We start from the raw sequence: 19,519 nt of genomic DNA on the forward strand, positions 1-19,519 counted from the left end.
GAAATCCTTCATCCCGTCTTATCATAAATTCCACTTTATGAAGCAGCTCCATCGATGAGCATATTTTCCATTTAGTGTGTATGGGAAACCAATGTTTTGCCATTTGTTAAACAGCTATCTCTATGCAATATCCCCTTATATTCACACTTTTATAACTTGAAAGCCATATTAGGTTTCTTTTTTATGCTATTTCGTCTTTACTTTTCTTTGATGATCGTTTAGTAATTGGTTTTCTGGCTATATTCTCTTCCGAAACTTCCACCTGGGGTTTTTCACTTCCTAATACAGCTTCTTTGGTTATGATACATTTGACAGCCTTCGTATCGGAAGGGATGCTATACATGGAATCCATCATAACAGATTCCATAATAGCTCGGAGTCCTCTGGCACCAATCTTTCTCTCAAAGCTTTGTTTTGCAATCTCATTAAGAGCTGCTTCTTCAAAGACCAGTTCAACTCCATCCAGTTCAAACAGTTTTTTATATTGTTTGGTAATTGCGTTCTTAGGCTCAGTAAGAATTCTTACTAACGCTTCTTCATCTAGCATATCCAATGCAACACAAACCGGTACACGTCCGACAAATTCAGGAATCATTCCAAACTTAATTAAGTCCTGTGGCATCACCTGTCGAAACAGTTCACCAATGTTAATTTTATTCTTATCGCTGATTTGAGCATTAAAACCAATTGATTTTTGACCGGTACGGGCTTCGATAATTTTCTCAAGGCCGTCAAAAGCTCCACCGCAGATAAACAGGATATTGGTAGTATCTATCTGTATAAATTCCTGATGAGGATGCTTTCTTCCACCCTGAGGCGGAACGGAAGCTACCGTACCCTCCAATATTTTTAACAATGCCTGTTGTACACCTTCACCGGATACATCTCTGGTAATGGAGGTGTTTTCTGATTTTCTTGTTATCTTATCAATTTCATCAATGTAGATAATACCATACTCTGCCCGTTCAATATCAAAATCAGCTGCCTGAATGATCTTAAGCAGGATATTTTCCACATCCTCGCCTACATAACCAGCTTCTGTTAATGCCGTTGCATCTGCAATAGCAAACGGAACATTTAACAACTTAGCTAAGGTCTGAGCAAGATATGTCTTACCCGAACCCGTAGGTCCTATCATTAAAAGGTTACTTTTTTGTAATTCTACATCCAGATCCTTATCAGCAAGTACTCTTTTATAATGATTATATACCGAGACTGCTAAGACCTTCTTCGCTTCATCCTGACCAACTACATGCTGGTCTAAAAAGCTTTTAATTTCTGCAGGCTTTAACAGGTTGATATCGGTATTGATTACCGGATCTCCGTCAAACTCTTCTTCGATTATTTCACTGCATATTTCGATGCATTCATCGCAGATATATACTCCCGGCCCGGCAATCAATTTTCTTACCTGATCCTGTGTTTTATTACAGAAGGAACATCTAAGCTGTTTTCTATCATCTACTTTTCCTGCCATTAGCCTTCTCACCTCATTCTCTCTAATGTGCATGTCATGAAAATTAAGAGGTAATTCCCATGTCACGAATACCAATCGGGATTATCTGCTGGTTAATATACCGTCCACAATACCATATTCACGAGCTTCTTCTGCACTCATATAAAAATCTCTTTCAGTGTCAACCTCTATAACGCTAAGAGGTTTTCCTGTGTTCTTAGCCAATATTTCATTTAATCTTCTTCGTATCTTAATAATATTGTCTGCAACAATCTTTATATCTGTTGCCTGACCCTTAGCACCCCCTGAGGGTTGATGAATCATTACTTCTGCATTCGGAAGAATAAATCTCTTTCCTTTCGTTCCACCGGAAAGTAAAAATGCACCCATACTTGCTGCTAAGCCGATACAGATTGTGGAAACATCACTTTTAATATAGTTCATTGTATCATAAATTGCCATACCTGCTGTTACGGAACCTCCCGGAGAATTAATATAAAAATTAATATCCTTTCCGGGATCCTCTGCTTCTAAAAACAGCATCTGTGCTACAATTAAGTTAGCGGTCACATCATTTACTTCTTCTCCAAGGAAAATAATTCTATCCTTTAATAATCTGGAATATATATCGTAGCTTCTCTCTCCACGACTGGTTTGCTCTATGACATAAGGTACTAAACTCATTTCGATATCCTCCTTTATATTATAATTCTTGGACAATTATCTTAAGTTCTCTTTTACATAAGGTTCCTATGTTTTTTAGTTTCACATTATGCCTCTTTTGATTCAGCCAATACAAAATCCACTGCCTTTTGAACAGCGATATCTTCTTTAATTTGTTCTTTTTCTTTTTCTCCGATCAGTTCTTTTAGCTTATCTGCCTCCATCTTATACATGGAAGCCATTTGTGTCAGTTCTTTCTCGATATCTTCTTCGGAAACTTCAATATTCTCAGCCTTAGCAATTGCTTCAAGAACTAATCTGCTTTGAATTCTTTTCACAGCCTGCGGTCTTAAGCTTTCGAAGAACTTCTTAGAATCCATACCGGTAAACTGGAAGTACTGTTCGATTGTGAGACCCTGATATTTCATTCTCTGAGCAAAATCTTCTGCCATCTGATTAACTTGAGCACTAATCATAGGCTCAGGAATATCCATTGTTGAACCTTCTATGATTTTATCAACAATTTCATTTTCCTTCGCAGTTTTATTTTCCTTCTCTTTATTTTCCATTATTGTAGCCTTGATACTTTCCTTGTATTCATCCAGGGTATCAAATTCTGATACATCCTGCGCAAAATCATCATCAAGTTCAGGAAGCTCTTTTACCTTGATCTCTTTAACCGTTACTTTAAAGAGTGCCGGCTTACCTGCCAACTCCTTAGCCTGATATTCTTCTGGGAAAGTTACATTTACTTCTACTTCTTCACCGATCGATTTACCAATTAACTGTTCTTCAAAATTATCGATAAAGGAATGGGAACCGATGGTCAGAGAATAATCCTCGCCTTTCCCTCCTTCAAAAGCAACCCCGTCAACGAAGCCTTCGAAATCAATGACTGTGATATCTCCGTCCTTCACCGGTCTGTCATCTACGGTAACCATTCTGGAGTTCTGATCCAGCTCTTTATTAATCTGTGCCATGATTTCATCTTCCGTCACAGTTATAGCTTTCTTCTCAACTTTGATTCCTTTATATTTACCTAAGCTTACTTCCGGCTTAACAGCTACCTCTGCAGTAAAAATAAAAGGTTTTCCTTTTTCAATCTGGACTACATCGATTTCCGGTCTGGATACGATATCAAGTCCGCTTTCAATTGCAGCTTTTTCATAAGCATCCGGGATGATCTCATTAGCAGCATCCTCATAAAAAATACTTGCACCATACATCTTCTCAATCATAGCTCGAGGAGCTTTCCCTTTACGGAAGCCTTGAACATTAATCTTACTCCTATTCTTAAGATACGCTTTTTCCATAGCCTTCTCAAATTCCTCAGCGGAAGCCTCTATTGTAAGCTTTGCCATATTCTTTTCCAGTTTTTCAACCTGTAAACTCATTTTAATTTCCTCCTTGTATTATGTACTGTCCTTTTATAAGATCTGAAGTACATTATATTTCATTAATGTAGACCTTAGGATCCGACAGATTATCTGGTCATTTTAGCATAGAGTCATAATAACATGCAAAAGCAGCAAAATAAACAGTTTGTCTTTCTACGGATTTCACAGACATTTTGACATTAGTATATTATAACATATCATTTCTGTAAATACCATTTTTATTTTTTCGCGGATCCTACAGGTTTATGTTTAAGATACACTAAGATGATTCCTATCTCTAAAAGCTCCAACAATACGATCGACGCTTTCCTTGCACAGTTTTTCTGATTTTGCCTCTGCCATAACTCTTATTACTTCCTCTGTACCACTTTCTCTAACAAGAACCCTGCCGTCCTTACCAAGTTCTTCACCGACTGTTTTTATGATATCCGATAATGTTTGGTCATCTCTTACAGCTTGCTTATCCCGAACTTTTAGATTTACCAGTTTTTGGGGGAATATGGTAACTTCCTTATGAAGCTCTGATAAATTCGCTTTGCTTTCTAACATAACTTCCATTAATTTAAGTGAGGTTAAGATGCCGTCTCCTGTCGTTGCATGCTTACTGAAAATGATATGTCCGGAACTCTCTCCTCCGATGGAATGTCCGTTTGCCATCATATTGGCATACACATATTTGTCTCCGACTGCTGTTTTTTCATAATTGATACCTTTTTTCTCAAAGGCCTCATAAAGTCCCATATTTGACATAACTGTGGTTACCACTGTATTATTTGCCAGGTCATTATGCTTCTTCATATATACACCACATAAATAAAGAATTAAATCTCCATCTATAATATTACCCTTTTCATCGATTGCCAAACATCTATCTGCATCTCCGTCATAAGCAAAACCTACATCCAGTTTATTATCTACTACGAATTTTTGTAAAACGCTCATATGGGTAGAACCACAATTAGTGTTAATATTAATTCCGTTTGGTTCTCCGTTAATTACATATGTTTTCGCACCCAGGGCATCAAAAACTCCCTTTGCAACGGTTGTAGCAGCTCCGTTGGCCAGGTCAAGCCCCACCCTTTTACCTTGAAAGGACCTGGTTGCCAATGAGATTAAATATCCAATATATCGGTTTCTTCCGATGGCATAGTCAATGGTTTTTCCGATATTTTCCCTTGTTGCTAAAGGAATTGTATCCACCTCACTGTCTATGTACTCTTCGATTAAAGCTTCCGTCTCTGCCTCCAATTTATATCCATTACCATTCATAATTTTAATACCGTTATCATAATAGGGATTGTGACTGGCCGATATCATGATACCACAATCAAAACCCTCACTTCTTACCACATAAGAAATGCTTGGTGTTGGAGTAACATGTAGAAGATAAACATCTGCTCCGCTGGCTGTAAGTCCTGCCACCAATGAATATTCAAACATATAGCTGGACCTTCTGGTGTCTTTACCTATCACTATATTTGCTTTATGTTCCTTTCCATAATAATGTCCAAGAAATCTACCTACTTTATACGCATGTGTTACCGTAAGATTTACATTAGCTTCTCCACGGAATCCATCTGTTCCAAAATATTTACCCATTTTATTAGTCCTTTCTTCAATATATAAAAGTATATGCTAAAGTATTTTACAAATTACATTGGTCCACTCTCAATTGAGTGTTTTCGTAATTCATTACAAGAACGCACAATAATGCACTCTACGATAATAATAATTCTAACACATTATAAATTGATTTGGAAAGATAAAAATTTTACATAAAGAGGATCGCCATCGGTTTAAACCGATGGCGATCCTCTTTAATACCTTATAAACTACTTATTAAATTCAATTACTGACCGGATTGACCGGATTGACCGGAAATAGATTGTTCATAACTTCTAATCATACGTCTAACCATTTCTCCACCAACAGAACCATTCTGTTTACTGGTTAAGTCGCCATTATATCCTTGTTTTAACGGAACACCAAGTTCATTAGCAACCTCCATTTTGAAACGGTCAAGAGCTTCTCTAGCTTGAGGTACTTCTGCTCTGTTTGATCCACTATTGTTATTTGCCATAATATTTTCACCTCCGTTTTTTAGCATCAAAGCAACCAAGTACAAAATCAACTGTTGTAGGTTCAGCGGTTTTATTTTAAATCACCGCACGTGATTCTGTTTTTGTATTGCCTGTAATCTTATTGTTAACAGCAGAGGTAGATATTATTATGGTAATTAATGTTACTATAACCACTGATTAGATAAAACGACAAAAACATGCAAAGTTAATCTAGCTAACTTTAATAACTAGCGCTTTGGGATATCCTATTATAATCTCAACCCCTTTACCGATTTCAGCGGCTGCTACTAAGGATTCTGCCAATACACCTGCATAAGCAGAAAGAACATCCCTATTAATAATTCGAAAAACTGGAATGTCTTCTTCAATCGCACCTTCCTTATTTAACTTCTTTCTGATTTTTTTAATAGCTAAGGGTGTTTGAACTCCACTGACTCCTGAAGTAATAATAATGTCCTTACATATTTCTGGCGGCAAATAATAGCAACCACTATCTTTTAAGTCATCCATATAGGAATCAAAAGGATATACTGCATCTTGATTATAATTATCCTTTCCTCCTATGCACATTTCAATTCCCCCTTTTTAAACTAACATATATTGTAAATATATTCCATATTAATACATTTGTCAACAATTTTTCGTTATATTTTCTGCATGATAACGCAAAATATAGCAGAATATAGCAGAATAAGCCAGTGTAAGGGGAATTAACTATCGGATTTTGACGAAATAACCTTAATCCTTTCGATACTACGTATCGAAAGGTCGTGGGCTCGCTCGCTTTTTCTCTAATAATTTCTTTTATGATTTAAGTGTCACGTGCTTTGCACTTTTCAGGATGGCATAGACTCCTACTGCAAATAAATTTGCGTAGGTGTCCTCTCCTTGATGATTTCTTTTTATGATTTAAGTGTCACGTGCTTTGTACTTTTCAGGATGGCATAGACTCCTACTGCAAATAAATTTGCGTAGGTGTCCTCTCCTTGATGATTTCTTTTATGATTTAAGTGTCACGTGCTTTGCACTTTTCAGGATGGCATAGACTCCTACTGCAAGTGAATTTGCGTAGGTGTCTATGCCATCCTGACACCAAAGGTGTTTTGACACTTAAATCATAAAAAAGTATGCTCACTCTGCCTTCACGAAAAATGCAGGGTATTTTTGTGTCCTTTTATATATTGTAACCCGGACATGGAAAAATACCCTGCTTAGTATCATAATTATTTATTTAAATATTGTTAATTATTCTTCTACACCATTTGCTTCATCAATAAATGACTGCCATAAACCTTGAACCTTCTCAACAGATTCTGCACCCGTTAAAGCTCCTGCATCCAAATCATAAGTAACATCGCCGTAATCAATTCCGGCTATTAAGGATAAGTAAGAGATTGTACCATGATCTGGCTCATAGAATAACGGTAATGTCTCTTCCACTGCTCTCGCATCCCTAAATACTGCATAATAAGGAGTTTTCCAATCCTCATCTTCGTATCCAGGAGTAGTTTCGGTATACAGATTGTATGCAAATGCTACTTTTTCAGCTTCTTCTTTCTCTAAGTTAACCGGCATTACTACAATGTTTTCCGTGAATACGGTCATCATTTCGCCCTTAGGTCCCTTAGGGAAGATTACAAAGCCCCAATCATCCTCCATATCTCTCCAGGTATTAACTTTATACTGTTCAGCACACTGCATTGCAACTTTACCTTCTACAAAAGTGGAAATAAACCAATCCCAGTTAGAATCTTCCGGCTGAGGCATGTGATAACCTTTTTCATATAAGCTGTAGCCCCAGTTGAGGGCTTCTAGGAAGTTAGGTTCACCGGTTGCATTATAAAACTTACCATTCTCATCAACACCGATAAATTGTGCGTCATTGGAGAATACAGCACCTCTAAAGAAGTCCTTAGAAAAGCTTGAGATACCATATACATCGGGAGTACCATCATTATTAATATCTCTGGTTGTCTGTTTAGCGATCTCTTCTAAAGCTTCCCAAGTCCACTCACCTTTTGCCTGTAAATCATAAGGTAATTCCGGATCCAAACCTGCTTCTTCGAATAATCTCTTATTCCAGAACACACCAAGTCTTGGTTCCATTTTACCGGTAGCCATACCATAAGTATGATCAGCGAAGGTCATCATATCTCTTACCTGAGGATTCCATTTTTCCTCGTCAAAGTTAAAGTTTTCTAGGGTATCCAATGGATAAAGTAATCCTTGTTGTAACGGCGCCGCAATGAATTTCTGGTCCATAACAAATACATCCGCTAAAGGATCACCTGCCATAATAGAGGTAACAACAACTTCCTGATATTCCATCCAAGAAGCGATGTTTTGACGTTTTAATACAAAATTGTGTTTTTTCTGAATTTCCTCTCTGTAAGCCAGAGTGTCTTCTTCTCTTTGTGTCTGCGGTGCAGCAGGAGGATCAACCGTCCACCAGTCACCAATTACAACTTCCATTCCCCCTAGATCCACAGGTGCTTCCGTCGGCGTAGGCGTAGCAACTTCTTCTTCCGGTGCTGCTGCCTCTGTCGGTGCCGTAGTAGGTTCAGGATCCGCCCCATTATCGGATTCTTTTCCGCATGCAGCCAACGTTGTCATCACTAACGCTACTGCAAATAAAAATCCAATCAGTTTTTTCCAATTTAATTTCATAACTTACCTCCTTTTAAATAGTAACATTATTTTATCATATTATTGTGAAAAAGGAAATATAAATTAGTTTTCGTTTCAAAATTTTTATATAAATTCAATAAAAAATATACCTTATTTATCATCTACTACTTCTAATAACTTTATCATATATATAATAGAAAGTATTCTATGGAGAAAAGCATGCTTGCATTTTTAAAATCCATAAACCAGTTTATCTGGAGCATACCTATGCCCGCACTTTTATTTGGCGTTCATATATATTTTACTATACATTTAAAGGGTATTCAGAGATATATCGGAAAAGCCATCCGTTTATCTGTAACTCCGGAAAAAGGTGTAGAAGGTGATTTAAGTGGATTTGGATCTTTAACCGCAACCCTGGCTGCTACCATTGGTACCGGTAATATTGTAGGTATCTCTACCGCAGTTGTCCTTGGAGGTCCCGGTGCTATTCTTTGGTGCTGGCTCACCGGTATTCTGGGAATGGCCACTTCCTATGCAGAGTGTTTTTTAGGTGTGTTATATCGGAGGAAAACAGAGGACGGTAGTTTTTTAGGAGGTCCGATGTATGCATTGGAATACGGTCTTAAGAAAAAATGGCTGGCTGTACTATTCTGTTTTTTTACTCTAATTGCTTCCTTTGGAGTTGGATGTTCTACACAGGCAAGAGCTGTGACAGAGACTTTAAAATCTCAATATGGACTACCCGAGTATGGGGTAGGTATCTGTGTTGCTATCTTAGTTGGTCTGGTTATTGTCGGTGGAGTAAAATCCATAGGGAAGATTTGTACAAAACTGGTTCCTGCCATGGGTTTTTTCTATATATTCGGGTGTTTTATTATACTAATTATTAATCTTCCTTATATCATTCCCGCATTTAAAACAATACTATCCTCGGCTTTTCTTCCCTCCAAGCTTCCTGCTTCCGTTACCGGAGGATTTATCGGAGCTACTTTAAAATCTGCTGCCAGATATGGTATTGCCAGAGGATTATTTACGAACGAGGCCGGACTTGGTTCTGCTGCAATTGCAGCTGCGGGAGCAAAGACATCACACCCGTCCCGACAAGCCTTAATTTCCATGAGCGCAACCTTTTGGGATACGGTTGTTATGTGCCTAGTGACAGGCCTTGTTATTATAACTAATCTATTGAAAAACCCTGACTCAGTTGAGGGTTACTCCTATGCAGAATATACCACCGCCGCTTTTGCTGTCCTGCCCTTTGGCAGTCGGATTTTAGGGATTTCCTTAGTTGCTTTCGCTTTTGCCACCCTAATCGGTTGGTCTTATTTTGGTGAAAAAGCAATCGATTACTTATTCGGAAAAGCAGGCATAAGTACCTACCGCATATGCTATATTGTTATGATATTCGTAGGTTCCATAATGTCTCTTGATCTTGTCTGGGAGTTAACTGATTTTGTTAACGCCTTAATGGCTCTTCCAAACCTGCTCTGTTTATTACTACTTCGTAAACAGATTACTCCATACCTAAAAAAAAGACCGTTTCATAAGTAGGTGACTTTGTTAAGACATAGCCACGAGCGTCACGCTTCGCGAGACAGCTCGGGTTCGCGGGCGCGTTCAAGTACTTCTAAGAAAGCTTAGAGCACTCTCACTTTGCCTTCGTATAAATAATAGGATCCCGTAACACACTTTATGAAAGAAACCAATTACCACGAACTTCACTATGTGTGTGGGGATCCTTATATTCTTAAATGATACATTAATGTTATAAATCCACTTCGTTTGTAAAAGAAATCTTAAGTATAGTAACGGTATTGAATCGCTTTTGCAATTTTTTGGGCTTCCTCTTCATTTTTTAATCTTTTTATCAGCGAAAGCGAAAAATCAATTGCTGTACCCAAGCCTTTACTAGTTACAATGTTACCATCAGCAACTACTTCTGTATCCAAATATTTGGCGCCAATTAAACTATCCTCAAATCCGGGATAACAGGTTGCACTCTTTCCGTTTAGCAAACCCTTCGTACCTAATATTTTGGGCGCCGCACAGATTGCTGCCAACAACTTACCCTTTGAATTAAACTCTTGTAACAGACGGCCTAAACCGTCATGCATTAACAGATTGGTAGTTCCTGGCATCCCACCGGGCAACACAAGCATATCAGCATTCTCATATTCAACTTCTTCAAACAAAAGATCTGCAGTTGTGGTTATCTGATGGGAACCTGTCACTTCTTTATTACCTGTTACAGATACCATTAGGACTTCAATTGCTGCTCTCCTAAGTAAATCAACAACCGTAAGCGCTTCAATCTCTTCAAAACCTTCCGCCAAAAAAACATATACCTTAGACATAACTTCTCCTTTCTTCTTGTAGTTCTTTGGGAACATATTGAATGTATATAAAAAACATATCATCATTTCATATGCATTCAAACCCTTCGTTTTAGCCTAGGTTGTTCCTATCATCTATCTTTCTACGATTCATTATACCTATTTTTCCACATCTATTCAATAGAACCGTTCCATAAACAATGAAATTATGCCTCAACCATCAGACTTGAAACACCAATATTTTTTAATGTCATAATTGGTTTACAGTCTGTTCCTTTTTTACTACATCCTATCGGACATACCTTTAATAAATAGCACCCCTCATAATCTGCCTCAAATTCAAAACAGCCGCAACAGGTAACCACTTCACAATACATCAATGTTTTTTTCTCATTAAATATTTTATAAAGTTTTACTTCATAATCATGACTACCACAGCAACCGCAACCCCAGATACATCCAAATATAATCCCCGGTTTAATCAAACATTCCGGGCAAGGTTCTTCTTTCGGACATGGTAATGGCACCGGTAAAATTCGATATTCAATTCGAGTCCGCGTCTTAGGGTATGGTATCGGTACCCGAATAGGATATGGAACATACTCTACCCGTGTTTCCTGTTCCGGACATGGAGGACACGGTCTCGGTTCCGGACACGGCGGACACGGTTGTGGCTCCGGACACGGTGGACATGGCGGACATGGCTCCGGCTCTGGACATGGCGGACACGGTCTTGGTTCTGGACACGGTGGACATGGTTGCTGCTCCGGACACGGCGGACATGGTTGTGGCTCCGGACACGGTGGACATGGCGGACACGGCTCTGGTTCCGGAGCCGGAATTGGAGCAGGAACTTCTTCAGGTATTTCAGGAGGAGTTGGCGAAACCTCCCCACATTCTACTCCGCCTTCAAAAGGATATAAATGAAATTCAAAACCACTTCTTGCATTCACTGCAAAGGAACGTAATGCGGCATTACCTGATACGGTTCCTCCTGTCGGATGTGCATGGAACATTGCCTGAGGAGCCAGAATACTTCCCCAAATTGCTGCTGGTACCTCCATATGAATATTATCAGCATCTTCAAATACATAGAGTGTTCGGTTCGCCAATCGTTCTTCTCCCCAGAGACCATATTGCAGATGTGCACGGCTTCCGGTACGAAAGATTACGATACCTAGACTTCCTTCCGGTATTTCAAATCTTATTTCCTTATCTAATATTCCATTCGGTCTAACATCAATTAAGAATACATTCTGTACCGGATCATCTCCACGCAATATCCACTCATGGTAATGCTCCGTAACGGTACCGGTTGGCTCCAGCCCGGTAATACATTCATGGTAATCTTCTATACTTTCTCTTGCATCTCTAAAAAATCCTTGTACATCAGCACCGATTCTTGACGCAGGGATATATCTTGGAATATCATAACTGGATATAGCATAGTGGCTTCCTCTGTCACTGGGTCTCCAATACTGACTTCCTCCATTTGCTTGATATAATGACATTAATTCCTGTATCTGATCTTGTGTTCCGTCTTTACCTATCATGTAAGTACTTCCGCCGGCCGCACGAAAATCTCCTCCGGCAACAACATGACCTATAACAACCAGCGGCCCCTGCATTGCAATATCCTTCCCAACTAAAAATCTTACAAAATCCGGACTATATCCGGTTCCTACCAGGTTTCCCTCATTACCGTAAGCAAGACTTAACCCCCTGGGACTGACAAAATTACCGCCAACTGCCATGGCTCCTTTTGTATCTACGATGTTATTAGCATCTTCAAATATAATAGCGTTGAAATAAGAAGCGATTCCAAACGGCTGTCCAACGACATCGTACCAATTGATATCCTCGTAAGGTACACCCGCATATGAATAAGCTTCCCCGTTAATGTTATTATACATATTAACCTCCTGAAAAGACATCGGATTCCTACATATCCTATATTCTCAATTCAGTTTATTCACCAGATGAATAATCGTGCAGGATTTATAGTTTATTACTGCTAAGGGATATGAATATATTAGATATTTACAAAAAAGTTCAAAAGATGCTAAAATAGAATTGACAAACAGTTAATACATTATATGATTTTGGAGGTGTTAAAAGTTGAGAGAATTAGATTCCTTGGTCATGGATGCAAAAAATGATCAAATAATCTTTAATGAACTTATTACGAAACATGAGTTCTACATTTTAAAGTGCGCCTCTAAAGTAACACGCCGATACATAACAAAAAGTGATGATGAGTGGTCCATTGCATTGTTGGCATTTACACAGGCCATTGAAAGCTATGACTTGGAAAAGGGACGCTTTCTAAGTTTTGCCGATCTACTTATCCAAAGACGTTTAGTTGATTATATACGAAAACAAAGTAAATATACTCATGAATTATCTGTTGATCCCATTGTATTTGATACCGAGCCGGAAGAAGAGGATGAGAATATATCACTAAAACTGGCTGTGGCTGAAAAGGTATCAATAGAAGAACAAAAAGATCTTAAGTATGAAATTGAAGCAATTAATCAAACCTTTTCCCTATACGGATTTACTTTTTATGATCTGACAAGCTGTTCTCCTAAAGCTAAAAAGACCAAAACTGTCTGCGCCAAAGCTGTGAATTATATGTTGCAGAACACTATGTTAATCAATGAATTACGGGATACAAAGCAATTACCATTAAAAATAATTGAGAAAAATGCAAAGCTACCCCGAAAAATAATAGAACGACATCGAAAATATATAATAGCAGCGATAGAAATACTTTCCGGAGGGTATCCATATCTCGCAGAGTACTTGCATTATATTAGAGAGGAGAATGGTATAGAATGAAAGCTGTTATAGTTGAAATAAAAGAGAATATTGCTGTTGTCCTTTCTGATAATGGATGTGTTGAAAAAGTCAAAAACAACAATTATGAGATAGGACAGGTGATTCACATTAGCAATCCAATGAATAAATTTTCAAAAAAAGTTGCAGCCTTTGTAGCATCTACAGCTGCATTACTGCTATTGGGAGTTGGTACCTGGGCATATGCAAGCCCCTACTCCTATGTAAGTCTTGATGTTAATCCTTCTATTGAGTATACAGTAAACCGCTTTGATATGGTCCTTCGTGTGAAAGCAGTTAATGATGACGGTGAAGAGATACTTCAGGAAATCAACTTGAAGGACTTAACAAATAAATCGATCCAAGAAGCTTTACTTAAAACTGTAGATCAAATATCTGAACAAGGTTACTTTAATGAGAATACCGAAGGCGGTATTGTAATAACGACCTCAGGCAAAGACTCAGAGAAGGCTGAAGAACTTGCTCAGGAATTGCTATCGGATATAGAACATGAGGTTGAAGAAAATGGTGACGAAGTTATCGTTGAAGCTTTAAGCGTTGGCTTAGAAAGAGTAGAACAAGCCAGAGCATTAGGCGTAACACCTGGTAAACTTAACTTAGTTGAGAAGTTAAAGGAATCATCTTCCGACCCTGATAGTGTTAACTTGGAAGAGTGGTTGAATAAACCTGTTAAGGATATCATGAAAGCCACTAAGGATAACATATTATTATCATCAACTACAAATTCTACTATAGAAGATACGCTCGTAAAGGAAAGCGAAGAGGATGATCAAACTGTAGAAACAACTGAAGATAATGTTCAACTTATAAAAGAGGAAGAAGAAGCAGCGGTAGACCTTATCAAAGAAGAAGTAAAAAGAAACGCTGAACTGGCTAAAGAGGAAGCAAAAAGGAATGCTGAATTAGCCAAAGAAGAAGCAAAGAGAAATGCCGAACTGGCTAAGGAAGAGGCTAAACGTATCTTTGAGCAAGCCAAGGAAGAAGCAAAAGGTTTATCAGGGTCTGCAAGAGCAGAAGCTGAAAGAAATGCTGAAAGAGCCAAGAATGATGCTGAAAAAAATGCTGAATTAGCCAAAGAAGAGGCTGAAAGAGCTGCTGAAAGAGCCAAGAATGAGGCTGAAAGAGCTGCCGAAAGAGCCAAGGATGAGGCTGAAAGAGCTGCTGAAAGAGCCAAGAATGAGGCTGAAAAGGCTACGAATAAGACCAAAAGAGCTACCGAAAAGGTCAAGGATGAGGCCGAAAAGGCTGCTGAGAGAGCCAAGGATGAGGCTGAAAGAAATGCCGAAAGAGCCAAGGATGAGGCCGAAAAGGCTGCTGAGAGAGCCAAGGATGAGGCTGAAAGGGCTGCTGAGAGAGCCAAGGATGAGGCTGAAAAGGCTGCTGAGAGAGCCAAGGATGAGGCTGAAAGAAATGCCGAAAGAGCCAAAGATGAGGCTGAAAAGGCTACTGAAAGAGCTACAGAGGCTCTCGAGAATGATAATGACGAAGATGCTAATGAGAACTCTGTAGAAAATGACAATGAGAACAACCCCATGATTATCGATGAAGCCCATGATGGCGAAGAGGATAATGGTAACAGAGGTAATGCCTCCAACGGTAACGGAAACGGCCGTCGTAATTAATTAAATGTATTCTAGCTGTTAAAACGACCTATAAGACTTTAAACATCAGTATATATAACTTATATTTAGCCAGTTACTTAATTATATATAGATAATCCCCCAAATACTAAGAGCCACCGCCAGAATGTCAATATAGCATTTCCACGGTGGCTCTTAGTTCTATTTCTCTACACTACCAAAAATAAACATATCTATCTTATATCATATCCTCTTTATGGAATATTTTAGGAAGTGTAAAACAGTTTATGACTCTGGTAATAAATACCATCTTCTAGTGAGAATTAGATTATACAATCTATGTTATTCCGGTTTCTACTTACCGTTCATGAGATAGTTTTCAAATTTTTGTATATGATCTCTTTTTCCCACCACTACCATCACATCGTTTTCATACAACACCAATTCAGGCGTAATATCCGTTGTTGTTTTATGATTATGTTCTACCGCAATGATATTTAACTTAAATCTTTTTCGAAGACTTGCCTGCAATACCGTCTGGCCTGCTATTTTTGAAGTCAGCTTAAGCTCCGATATAGTAATCCCGTCATTTAATGAGATATAATCCATAACACGGGAGGAAATCAGGCGTCTGGCTAAACGAAGTGCCATATCATGTTCCGGATATATGACTTCCGCTCCAATTTTCTCTAACACTTTACCCTGTTCCTTACTGAGTGCTTTAGCAATCACCCTTGGAACACCTAAGCTGATTACATTGAGAGTTGTTAGAATACTAATATCAATTTTTTCACCAATACATACGATAACCGTACCACAATTTTGTACCCCTGCTTCTTCCAAAGTTTCTTTTGAAAGATCATTTACAACAAATGCGTTATCCGTATAGCTTCTTATATTTTTTATCTTACTTTCGTTACTGTCTAATACCAGAACTTCTTTCTTAGCCTCCGCCAGTGATATAGCCAAAGCAGTACCAAAACGTCCTAGTCCTATCACTCCAAATTCAATACTTGGTTTATGATTTAACACAATTGTATCCTCCTATCCAATTGTAATATTTTCTTCGGAATAACTTATGTTTGATTCGGGCTTATTGTACCATATGGATGCCATGGTAAGGGGTCCCAAACGGCCGGTAAACATGGTTATTATAATAATAACTCTACTCACCGCACTTAACTCCGGTGTAATCCCGGTTGAAAGACCAACCGTCGCAAATGCAGATATTACTTCGAACAAAATTTGATTAAAAGTAAAGTGTGGCTCAAATATACTAATAATAATAGTATCGAAGATAATTAAACTCATCGATAAAAACGTAATCACGAAGGCCTTCATCACGATGTCATTTGGTATTCGCCTTTTAAATGCCATACAATGTTTGTTAGTCGACATACTATAAGCACTTTTAAATAAAGTAAAGGCTGTGGTTGTTTTAATACCACCTCCCGTAGAACCGGGGGAAGCACCAATAAACATCAAGACCATAATAATAAACAAACCCGCTTTTGAAAAATCATCTATACTAATCGAATAGGTATTAAAACCGGCTGTTCTAGTAGTAACACTTTGAAAAAAGGCACCCAGCCACGAGATTTTTTCAGTTACTTTAAATAACATCATGCCACTAAAAATCAATAAACTTGTCATAAACAATACAATTTTGGAGTGTAAGGTTAATCTTCTAAATGACCTTTTTTCAATAATATCCATCAATACAAAGAAACCAAGTCCACCAAATATTATCAGTCCACTGGTATTCAGATTTAATAATACGTTATCTTGATAGCCCGTTAAACTGCTAAAATTACCAAACACGTCAAAACCCGCGTTATTAAAAGCCGATATGGAATGAAATACACTAACACCGACAGCTTTCAGTGGAGGATAGTCCTTGATAAATACAAAGAAATTAATAATAGCACCTATTCCTTCAAATAATAGCGTCATAAGAAACACTGACTTAACAATTCTAACAATTCCTTTCATGGAATCTAAGTTTAAAGCTTCTTTAACGACCTTACGTTCTCGAAATGTTACTTTCTTTCCTGCCAATATAATAAAACCAACTCCGACGGAGGATATTCCCAAACCACCAATTTGTATTAGTAATGCTATAATAGTTCTTCCAAACACATTGAATGTATTCGCTGTATCAAACACCACTAATCCGGTTACACAAACCGCACTGGTGGCCGTAAATAGCGCATCCAAAGGGGATAGCCATACCCCCTCATTGGTGGAAATCGGAAGCATAAGTAAAGCTGTACCTAATAAGATTATAAATGCAAAGCCAATAACAAGAAATCTTGCCGGGCTGATTCTCTTAATTATCTGCATATTTTCACCTGTTCTTTGTCTCATCGTTTTATTCAAATTGTCTGGATTGTAACATAGATATTATAATGATGCAAGTCTTATAACATTAGAGTTTCATTAAAAAATATCCTTCATTATTCTGACAATTCTTTCACTTATAGTAATTACCTTACTTTTGTCCTGCTAAATGAATCTCTAACATATTAATATTTTCCCTTTTACCCACTACTACAAGAATATCATCTTCATAAAGAACACAATCCGGACCTATCTCCGTAATCGTTTCGCCTTTATGCTCCAATGCAATAATATTAAGATAATATTTCTGTCTTAAATTCAATTCCTGAACCGTTAACCCTGATACTTTTAAAGTCAATTTTATTTCAGCTACGGTAATATCACCTCTTAATTCAATTGTCTCTAAAATACTTGAATTAACTAACCTGTTAGCCAAACGTACCGCCATATCATTTTCCGGAGAGATTACCTCTGCTCCAATTTTTTCGAGAACCAGTCCCTGCTCATAGCTCATAGCTCTTGCTATCACTCTTGGAACTTCCATACTTACCACATTTAGAGTAGTTAAAACACTCAGATCAATGCTGTCACCAATACATATAACAACTGTGGCACAGTTTTGGATACCACAATCTAATAAGGTTTCTTTATCCAGTGCTCCCACTAAAAACGCATTTTCCGTGAGATTTCTTACTTTCTTTACTCTATTTTCAATGGTATCAATAGCCATTATCTCTTTTCCCAACTCAGTCAGTTTTTTTGAAAGTGCATAACCAAATCGGCCTAAACCAATAATTCCAAATTCGATAATTGATTTATGATGTATCATAATTATCCTCCTAAGCTTTATCAATCTTTGATAAGGGATTTTCTTCTCTTAATATGTGATTTTTAATATCACTTTAGTATTAAAATTCACGGACATAACGGAATCAATATCTGTTCTTTTATCTTACCAAAGACATTTTAACATATTATGATAAAAATAGGTATACAAATCAGAAAAATAATACTGACTTAACTTGGATCAAAGATTCCCACCCCAACTATTAACAAAGCTCCCAGAATACAAAATCATATATATTTTTATTAAACAAAAAAAATAGCCATTAGTATAGGCTAAGATTTTACATGTTTGTTATTCGATTTCTTAATGCGGATGAAGGGACTCGAACCCCCACGATCTCTCACTAGAACCTAAATCTAGCGCGTCTGCCAATTCCGCCACATCCGCAAATAAAACATTAAGAAACTCATTGTTTTTCATACATTTATTAATCGTATCAATGAGACATCCGGGACTCGAACCCGGGACACCTTGATTAAAAGTCAAGTGCTCTACCAACTGAGCTAATATCCCATACTTATTAAGTAACTATGTTTATTATTTGCATAGATACTTAAAATTATTTATCCTTAGATTAATACGGAAAATAGGATACGCTCAAATCATCATAAGTATTTATGCTATAATATTAGTTAAACTGGGCTAGATGGATTCGAACCATCGACTGCAGGAGTCAAAGTCCTGTGCCTTACCGCTTGGCGATAGCCCATTATATCATAATATTGAATTAGGAACCGTTTTTGGGTTCCTATTATAGTTGCCTATTGGAACTATACTTCGTTCCTTCTTATTATGATAGGGTGGATAAAGGGATTCGAACCCTTGGCCTCCAGAGCCACAATCTGGCGCGCTAACCAACTGCGCTATACCCACCATAGTATTCATTCTCATCGTTAGATGAAAAATGTGCCAGAAGGGATTCGAACCCCCGACACATGGCTTAGAAGGCCATTGCTCTATCCAACTGAGCTACTAGCACACTTATGGTGTTGATATGGTAAGCATAAATGCCTGGCCACATATCAAGCGGGTGATGGGAATCGAACCCACGTATCTAGCTTGGAAGGCTAGTGTTCTACCATTGAACTACACCCGCATATTGTTATATTTATTATTTTGTGTATCTGATACTATATTTATTCAAAACAAGGTTATTACAAGCTACTGTTATGCCTCTTGACCTACAACCTGTTTAGTCGGGGTGACAGGATTCGAACCTGCGACCTCTTGATCCCAAATCAAGCACTCTAGCCAAGCTGAGCCACACCCCGATTATTTATCTTCCCGGCACTTTTATCACATACTGTTGTGGCTACCTATGACTCGAAGTGT

Annotated in this window: 15 protein-coding genes and 7 tRNA genes; 3 read left to right on the forward strand and 19 right to left on the reverse strand. The window is 37.9% G+C overall.

Translation table 11 applies throughout. From position 1 onward, the window contains the following. Window positions 1–181: 181 nt before the first annotated feature. From clpX to I5677_RS06160, 7 genes are all read right to left on the reverse strand, one after another. Window positions 182–1,477, reverse strand: a complete 1,296-nt coding sequence (gene clpX, locus I5677_RS06130; RefSeq protein WP_197660697.1) for an ATP-dependent Clp protease ATP-binding subunit ClpX — start codon at window positions 1,475–1,477, stop codon at window positions 182–184. Window positions 1,478–1,558: 81 nt separating this feature from the next. After that, window positions 1,559–2,140: an ATP-dependent Clp endopeptidase proteolytic subunit ClpP gene (gene clpP / locus I5677_RS06135; protein WP_197660698.1), complete on the reverse strand. Its 582-nt coding sequence runs from the start codon at window positions 2,138–2,140 to the stop codon at window positions 1,559–1,561. Between the two features lie 86 nt (window positions 2,141–2,226). Beyond that, window positions 2,227–3,513, reverse strand: a complete 1,287-nt coding sequence (gene tig / locus I5677_RS06140) for a trigger factor (protein ID WP_197660699.1) — start codon at window positions 3,511–3,513, stop codon at window positions 2,227–2,229. Window positions 3,514–3,765: 252 nt separating this feature from the next. Further along, window positions 3,766–5,115 (reverse strand): phosphoglucosamine mutase, encoded by a 1,350-nt coding sequence (gene glmM / locus I5677_RS06145; protein WP_197660700.1) that lies wholly within the window; start codon window positions 5,113–5,115, stop codon window positions 3,766–3,768. Between the two features lie 250 nt (window positions 5,116–5,365). Further along, a complete protein-coding gene (locus tag I5677_RS06150) occupies window positions 5,366–5,596 on the reverse strand; it encodes an alpha/beta-type small acid-soluble spore protein (protein WP_197660701.1) in 231 nt (76 codons plus the stop codon). 211 nt (window positions 5,597–5,807) lie between these two features. Further along, a complete protein-coding gene (locus I5677_RS06155) occupies window positions 5,808–6,167 on the reverse strand; it encodes a hypothetical protein (RefSeq protein ID WP_197660702.1) in 360 nt (119 codons plus the stop codon). A gap of 675 nt (window positions 6,168–6,842) precedes the next feature. Beyond that, window positions 6,843–8,264, reverse strand: coding sequence for an ABC transporter substrate-binding protein (locus I5677_RS06160; RefSeq protein WP_197660703.1), 1,422 nt, complete (start codon window positions 8,262–8,264; stop codon window positions 6,843–6,845). Window positions 8,265–8,444: 180 nt separating this feature from the next. On the opposite strand from I5677_RS06160, the gene I5677_RS06165 reads away from it, so the two are divergent. Next, window positions 8,445–9,779, forward strand: a complete 1,335-nt coding sequence (locus I5677_RS06165; RefSeq protein WP_197660704.1) for an alanine/glycine:cation symporter family protein — start codon at window positions 8,445–8,447, stop codon at window positions 9,777–9,779. 245 nt (window positions 9,780–10,024) lie between these two features. Here I5677_RS06165 and I5677_RS06170 read toward each other — a convergent pair whose 3' ends face one another. Further along, a complete protein-coding gene (locus I5677_RS06170; RefSeq protein ID WP_197660705.1) occupies window positions 10,025–10,582 on the reverse strand; it encodes a DJ-1 family glyoxalase III in 558 nt (185 codons plus the stop codon). Between the two features lie 185 nt (window positions 10,583–10,767). Next, a complete protein-coding gene (locus I5677_RS06175; RefSeq protein ID WP_197660706.1) occupies window positions 10,768–12,474 on the reverse strand; it encodes a collagen-binding domain-containing protein in 1,707 nt (568 codons plus the stop codon). A 205-nt stretch (window positions 12,475–12,679) separates the two neighbouring features. On the opposite strand from I5677_RS06175, the gene sigI reads away from it, so the two are divergent. Together sigI and I5677_RS06185 are read left to right on the forward strand one after the other, a co-directional pair. Further along, window positions 12,680–13,402, forward strand: coding sequence for an RNA polymerase sigma-I factor (gene sigI / locus I5677_RS06180; protein ID WP_197660707.1), 723 nt, complete (start codon window positions 12,680–12,682; stop codon window positions 13,400–13,402). Next, window positions 13,399–15,042 (forward strand): anti-sigma-I factor RsgI family protein, encoded by a 1,644-nt coding sequence (locus I5677_RS06185; protein ID WP_197660708.1) that lies wholly within the window; start codon window positions 13,399–13,401, stop codon window positions 15,040–15,042. Before sigI ends, I5677_RS06185 begins: the two co-directional genes overlap by 4 nt. 312 nt (window positions 15,043–15,354) lie before the next feature. On the opposite strand, the gene I5677_RS06190 is transcribed toward I5677_RS06185, so the two are convergent. The 10 genes from I5677_RS06190 to I5677_RS06235 all read right to left on the reverse strand — a co-directional run bounded on the left by I5677_RS06190 (window position 15,355) and on the right by I5677_RS06235 (window position 19,458). Next, on the reverse strand, window positions 15,355–16,035 hold the full coding sequence (locus I5677_RS06190) for a potassium channel family protein (RefSeq protein ID WP_408632533.1): 681 nt from the start codon (window positions 16,033–16,035) through the stop codon (window positions 15,355–15,357). A gap of 9 nt (window positions 16,036–16,044) precedes the next feature. Further along, the gene (locus tag I5677_RS06195; RefSeq protein WP_197660710.1) at window positions 16,045–17,343 is read right to left on the reverse strand and encodes a TrkH family potassium uptake protein; all 1,299 of its coding nucleotides are present in this window, start codon (window positions 17,341–17,343) and stop codon (window positions 16,045–16,047) included. Between the two features lie 148 nt (window positions 17,344–17,491). Next, complete coding sequence (locus I5677_RS06200) at window positions 17,492–18,169, reverse strand: potassium channel family protein (protein WP_197660711.1); 678 nt, start codon at window positions 18,167–18,169, stop codon at window positions 17,492–17,494. 325 nt (window positions 18,170–18,494) lie between these two features. Beyond that, window positions 18,495–18,574: transfer RNA gene (locus I5677_RS06205), tRNA-Leu, on the reverse strand. Between the two features lie 53 nt (window positions 18,575–18,627). Next, window positions 18,628–18,700, reverse strand: a tRNA-Lys gene (locus I5677_RS06210). Window positions 18,701–18,824: 124 nt separating this feature from the next. Further along, window positions 18,825–18,896: transfer RNA gene (locus tag I5677_RS06215), tRNA-Gln, on the reverse strand. Between the two features lie 90 nt (window positions 18,897–18,986). After that, window positions 18,987–19,060 (reverse strand) — tRNA-His (locus tag I5677_RS06220). Window positions 19,061–19,092: 32 nt separating this feature from the next. After that, window positions 19,093–19,166: transfer RNA gene (locus I5677_RS06225), tRNA-Arg, on the reverse strand. A gap of 46 nt (window positions 19,167–19,212) precedes the next feature. Continuing rightward, window positions 19,213–19,283, reverse strand: a tRNA-Gly gene (locus tag I5677_RS06230). Between the two features lie 100 nt (window positions 19,284–19,383). Then, a tRNA-Pro gene (locus tag I5677_RS06235) sits at window positions 19,384–19,458 on the reverse strand. Window positions 19,459–19,519: the final 61 nt, after the last annotated feature.

Source organism: Mobilitalea sibirica, assembly GCF_015999265.1.
GTDB lineage: Bacteria > Bacillota > Clostridia > Lachnospirales > Lachnospiraceae > Mobilitalea > Mobilitalea sibirica.

Excerpts from the sequence above, each read along its gene's own strand:
- I5677_RS06200 (WP_197660711.1), bottom strand. The coding sequence starts at position 18,169 with ATGATACATCATAAATCAATTATCGAATTTGGAATTATTGGTTTAGGC.
- I5677_RS06195 (WP_197660710.1), bottom strand. The coding sequence starts at position 17,343 with ATGCAGATAATTAAGAGAATCAGCCCGGCAAGATTTCTTGTTATTGGC.
- glmM (WP_197660700.1), bottom strand. The coding sequence starts at position 5,115 with ATGGGTAAATATTTTGGAACAGATGGATTCCGTGGAGAAGCTAATGTA.
- I5677_RS06170 (WP_197660705.1), bottom strand. The coding sequence starts at position 10,582 with ATGTCTAAGGTATATGTTTTTTTGGCGGAAGGTTTTGAAGAGATTGAA.
- I5677_RS06160 (WP_197660703.1), bottom strand. The coding sequence starts at position 8,264 with ATGAAATTAAATTGGAAAAAACTGATTGGATTTTTATTTGCAGTAGCG.
- clpP (WP_197660698.1), bottom strand. The coding sequence starts at position 2,140 with ATGAGTTTAGTACCTTATGTCATAGAGCAAACCAGTCGTGGAGAGAGA.
- I5677_RS06165 (WP_197660704.1), top strand. The coding sequence starts at position 8,445 with ATGCTTGCATTTTTAAAATCCATAAACCAGTTTATCTGGAGCATACCT.
- tig (WP_197660699.1), bottom strand. The coding sequence starts at position 3,513 with ATGAGTTTACAGGTTGAAAAACTGGAAAAGAATATGGCAAAGCTTACA.
- I5677_RS06175 (WP_197660706.1), bottom strand. The coding sequence starts at position 12,474 with ATGTATAATAACATTAACGGGGAAGCTTATTCATATGCGGGTGTACCT.
- clpX (WP_197660697.1), bottom strand. The coding sequence starts at position 1,477 with ATGGCAGGAAAAGTAGATGATAGAAAACAGCTTAGATGTTCCTTCTGT.
- I5677_RS06185 (WP_197660708.1), top strand. The coding sequence starts at position 13,399 with ATGAAAGCTGTTATAGTTGAAATAAAAGAGAATATTGCTGTTGTCCTT.
- I5677_RS06150 (WP_197660701.1), bottom strand. The coding sequence starts at position 5,596 with ATGGCAAATAACAATAGTGGATCAAACAGAGCAGAAGTACCTCAAGCT.
- I5677_RS06155 (WP_197660702.1), bottom strand. The coding sequence starts at position 6,167 with ATGTGCATAGGAGGAAAGGATAATTATAATCAAGATGCAGTATATCCT.